Source organism: Pseudoduganella sp. RAF53_2, assembly GCF_052113985.1.
In the GTDB taxonomy this organism is placed as follows: domain Bacteria; phylum Pseudomonadota; class Gammaproteobacteria; order Burkholderiales; family Burkholderiaceae_D; genus Rugamonas.
Genome location: NZ_JBFRDW010000674.1, coordinates 1 through 4,444, shown reverse-complemented (window position 1 = coordinate 4,444; position 4,444 = coordinate 1). Strand labels below are relative to the sequence as shown.

Here is a 4,444-nt window from a genome sequence, read left to right as displayed (position 1 = left end):
GTTTACCATGCTGGGCCATCCGGAGAGCATCAGCGCCCTCGCCGTCAATCAGTTCCCGGAAGTGACGCTGATCGAAACGGGCGAAGTGCTGAAACATACAACCGCGGACCAGGTGATTGTCAGCGGAAGCTACGCCAACGGCGCTGTGCTGACCGCCCATATCGAGGCGGGCAAGCGCAATAACTACGGCATGCAGCTCGACATCACCGGCACCAAGGGCGACATCAAGATCTGGAACACGACCAGTTTCGGCAATGCCTTCAATATGATTGAAGCGGCACAAGGCGATTCACAGCCCATGCGCATGCTGAAAGTCCCGCCGCGCTATAACTGGTTGCCGGAGAACGATCTGGGCGGCAGTCARCTCGAGCTGGCCTACTTGTACGCCGCTTACGCAAAGGACGTGAGCGAAGGCACGCAACTCGCGCCCACCTTCACCGACGCGCTGCGCATGCACGAACTGATCGACGCGATCGAAGTGTCCAATCGCGACGGCGCGCGTGTGCAGCTGAAGTAATCAGATGCGCAGTTGCGCGCTCATGTAGTCGATGAAAACGCGCAGCTTCGGCGAAGCATAGCGGCTGGCTGGCCATAGTATCCAGAAGACGACCTGGCGATCGAGAAACTCGTCCAGCACCGTGACCAGCTTGCCGCTTTCCAGTGCGTCCCGCACAAGAAATTGGGGCAGGAAGGCAATGCCCCTGCCCTGAATGGCCGCATAGCCAAGCGGTTCGATCGTATTCGACATCATCGTCTCACGCAGCACCAGCTCCGGCTCGGACTCCTGCAGCCGCAGCGGCCAGCGCTCCAGCTTTCCCGTCGCAGGAAATTTGTGCTGCAGGCAGAAGTGCCCTTCCAGATCGCGCGGCTGCACTGGGGTGCCGTGGCGCTTCAGATAAGCCGGAGATGCCACCAGCACATGGGGGCACGCGCCTAGCCGGCGTGCGGCCAGACGTGAATCCGTCTGCTCGCCGGTGCGGATGACCGCGTCGAAGCCCTCTTCGATCACGTCCACCATGCGGTCGGACATATCGATATCCAGCTCAATTTCCGGATATTGGGCCATGAAACCGTCAAATGCAGGCATCATCAGATTGCCCAATTGCGGCGTGCCTACGCGCAGGCGTCCGCGCGGGTTACCCGCCAGGCCCGATAATTCGGACTCTGCGGCATCCACTTCGCTCAGGATGCGGCGGCAGCGCTCCAGAAACAGCGTGCCCTCCGCCGTTAACGTAATGCTACGGGTGCTGCGATGGAATAGCCGCACGCGCAGGCGCTCCTCCATTCGCGCAATCGCTTTCCCCACCGCCGACGACGAGACGCCGAGCTGCCGCCCGGCTTCCGTAAAGCTGCGCGTCTCGGCGACCTGCACAAACATTGCAATTCCACTCAGGCTGTCCATTTTGCCAGTGTACTGCGCTTCGGACGGATTCAGGAATTTTCGTCCGAAATGTTCGGCATCGCGGGGTATTTTTCTTCAAGCGCTGGGAACCTATATTCCCTACATCGTTCAACCACATACAGGAATCGACATCATGTCCAAACTGCATACCAGCGTTCAAGTAGGTCCTTACAACATTTCCCACCGCGTGGTCCTGGCTCCGCTGACCCGCATGCGCGCCGAACCAGGCGCCATCCCTGGCCCGTTGATGGCCGAATACTATGCCCAGCGCACCTCCGAAGGCGGCCTGCTGATTGGCGAAGCCACCATCGCGGCGGCAAACGGCAACGGCTATCTGGGCGCACCAGGCCTGTACGACGACAGCCAGATCGCGGGCTGGAAGCTTATCACTGACGCCGTGCACGCCAAGGGCGGCAAGATCTTCCTGCAGCTTTATCACGCGGGCCGCCAGTCCAACAGCCAGCTGCAGCCGGATGGCGGCCAGCCCGTTGCACCATCGGCCGTCGAGCATGGCGGCGTCGCTTATACTGAATCGGGCTGGGTGCCGAACACGCCTCCGCGTGCACTGTCCATGGAAGAAATCAAAGGTCTGGTGGAGAGCTTCCGCGAAGCCGCCAAGCGCGGCATCGCAGCAGGCTTTGATGGCGTTGAACTGCACGCCGCTAACGGCTATCTGCTGGACCAGTTCCTGCAGGACGGCAGCAACAAGCGCACAGATAGCTATGGCGGCTCGATCGAAAACCGCGCCCGCTTCCTGCTGGAAGTGGTGAATGCCGTCACCTCGGTATGGGGTAGCGACCGCGTGGCCGTGCGGATGGGGCCGAGCGGCAGCTGGGGCGATATGTCCGACAGCGATCCGGTCGCCCTGTTCAGCTACGTCGCCGGCGAACTGAATAAGCTGAATCTGGCCTATCTTCATCTGATCGAACCGCGCATTGCCGGCAATATCGAAGACGAAAACCGGGACCAGGCACCGATCGCAGCCCGCCTGATTCGCCAGCACTTCAAAGGCCTGATCATTGCGGCGGGCGGTTTCGATGGCGAATCGGCAAAGGCAATTCTGGAAGAAGGCGCGGCGGACCTGGTAGCCTTCGGCCGCCACTTCATCGCCAATCCCGACCTGCCGGAGCGCCTGCGCAATGGCTGGCCACTGAACGCCTACGACCGCCCGACGTTCTTCGGCGGCACGGAAGCCGGCTACACCGACTATCCGTTCTACGCAAAAGCCGCCTGATTACAGCAGCTTCTGGATGAATGGCGCCAGCCGTTCGACCGCGGCGTTCAGTTCCCCGCTGGACGCCGCGTACGACAAGCGTACGTGGTCGTTCGCCGAGCAAACGCCAAAATCGTTGCCCGGCGTGAGCGCGACGTGCGCCTCTTGCAACGCGCGTTCGCAGAATTCCATGGAATCGAGCCCGGTCTTGCTGACGTCGATGTAGACGTAGAAGGCGCCATCAGGTATCACTGGCACATCGAGTCCGATGCGTTTCAGGCCGGCGACAATCAGGTCGCGGCGTTTTGCCAGATCCAGGCGGCGTTCTTCGCAGATCGCCAGCGATTCCGGCTTGAAGCAGGCCAGGCCAAGATAAATCTCGTCCACGATGCGCCAGGCCCCTTTTTCGCGGGCGAATTGGCACAATGCAGCCAGTTCCGCTTCCGGCACCGACGTACCCGTAGGATTGGACGGCGTGGCGATCATCAGTCCACGCGTCCGTGCGCTCCAATGCTCGCGCACCAGTTCTTCATTCAACTGGAAACGGGTCGCCGCCGTGGTCGGGACCAGCTTCACCTTTGCGCCGAAACTGGACATGAAATGGCGGTTGCATGGATAAGACGGATCGCCCACCAGCACTTCGTCCCCGGCATTCACCAGCGCGGCCGAGGCCAGCAGTAATGCCGCCGAAGCGCCCGCAGTGACGATTACGCGCGATGGATCAATCGTCACACCGTAGCTGAACTGATAAAAGTCCGCGATGGCCTTGCGCAGCGGAGGAATGCCCAGCGCGGCGGTGTAGGAAGTGTGACCGCCGTCGATCGCTTCGTGCATCGCTTGCACGACCATCGGCGGCGCATCGAAGTCCGGCTCACCGATATTCAGTTTGATGATATGGTGGCCTTGTGCCTCCAATGCCGCTGCGTGCTTGCCGAACTCCATTGCGAAAAATGGAGCGACGGCGTCAGTTCTATCTGCCAGTTTCATGCAATACCCTTGTACAAAATCGACGGCTGGACGGTTACTCTAGCAGATACCGTGATTTTCCGTGACTTTTGGACTCGTCCTTTAATGGCAAGATTGGGGGATGTCCCTCCTCTACCTCCTGATCGCAGGCTTGCTGTCAGCGCTGATTGCCCTCGGTGCGGGATTGTGGCGCGCCACCCAGGCTCTCGACCGCGTAGTCGAAGAACACAAACGCGCGAATGATCGGGACGGCGAAAGACATGCAGCGCTGCTGCAACTGCTCTCGGAGCTGCGAATGGCCGTCGCACAAAGTGAAGAGCGCCAAATCCAGCGCAATATGGAACAGCTCAGCGCTGCATTGTCCAGTGTCATCGCCGATTTTCATCGCCAGTTCGACACCCAGTTGCGCATGTTGGCCGGGCTGGCCGAAAGCAGCCAGGATCTCTACCGCAAGCAGCGCAACGAACAAATGGAAGCCATGCACCACGCCCGCCGCATCGCCTCCCAGGTTGACGAGACGACTGGCGAATTCGCCAGGCTGCTTGCAGACGCCAGTGCGCTGACCGGGCTGGCCGCCGATATTCGCCAGTCGCTCGACTTGCTCGGCCCGCGCCAGCAAGCCATCGATAGCGGCATGGCGCAGCAAGCTCTATCAATGCAATCAATGGCCGACGCCATCTCCGACCTGCGCGCCGGTTTCGACGAGGCCTCCGAACAGCTCATTGCTCAATCCCGCCGCGCCTTCGACACCATGGGCCAGCGCGTCGCGCAAAACGGCAGCGCCTTGAACAAGGAATTGAATGAAACGCTGATCAAGGCGATGGCGAATCTGCAAAAGCAGTTGAACTCCATAACCTCGCGTA

Annotated in this window: 5 protein-coding genes; 3 read left to right on the top strand and 2 right to left on the bottom strand. The window is 60.6% G+C overall.

Going from position 1 to position 4,444, the window contains the following annotated elements:
• Positions 1–517, top strand: a 517-nt coding sequence (locus tag AB4Z11_RS27585) for a Gfo/Idh/MocA family oxidoreductase (RefSeq protein WP_442029033.1), incomplete at its 5' end; no start/stop codon positions are given.
• On the opposite strand, the gene AB4Z11_RS27580 is transcribed toward AB4Z11_RS27585, so the two are convergent.
• On the bottom strand, positions 518–1,402 hold the full coding sequence (locus tag AB4Z11_RS27580) for a LysR family transcriptional regulator (protein WP_442029032.1): 885 nt from the start codon (positions 1,400–1,402) through the stop codon (positions 518–520).
• A 133-nt stretch (positions 1,403–1,535) separates the two neighbouring features.
• On the opposite strand from AB4Z11_RS27580, the gene AB4Z11_RS27575 reads away from it, so the two are divergent.
• Positions 1,536–2,636 carry an alkene reductase gene (locus AB4Z11_RS27575; RefSeq protein ID WP_442029031.1) on the top strand — a complete coding sequence of 367 codons (1,101 nt, stop codon included), beginning with the start codon at positions 1,536–1,538 and terminating at the stop codon, positions 2,634–2,636.
• On the opposite strand, the gene AB4Z11_RS27570 is transcribed toward AB4Z11_RS27575, so the two are convergent.
• On the bottom strand, positions 2,637–3,602 hold the full coding sequence (locus AB4Z11_RS27570; RefSeq protein WP_442029030.1) for an aminotransferase class I/II-fold pyridoxal phosphate-dependent enzyme: 966 nt from the start codon (positions 3,600–3,602) through the stop codon (positions 2,637–2,639).
• Positions 3,603–3,876: 274 nt separating this feature from the next.
• Here AB4Z11_RS27570 and AB4Z11_RS27565 point away from each other — a divergent pair.
• On the top strand, positions 3,877–4,444 hold a 568-nt coding region (locus tag AB4Z11_RS27565; protein ID WP_442029029.1), incomplete at its 3' end, for a hypothetical protein.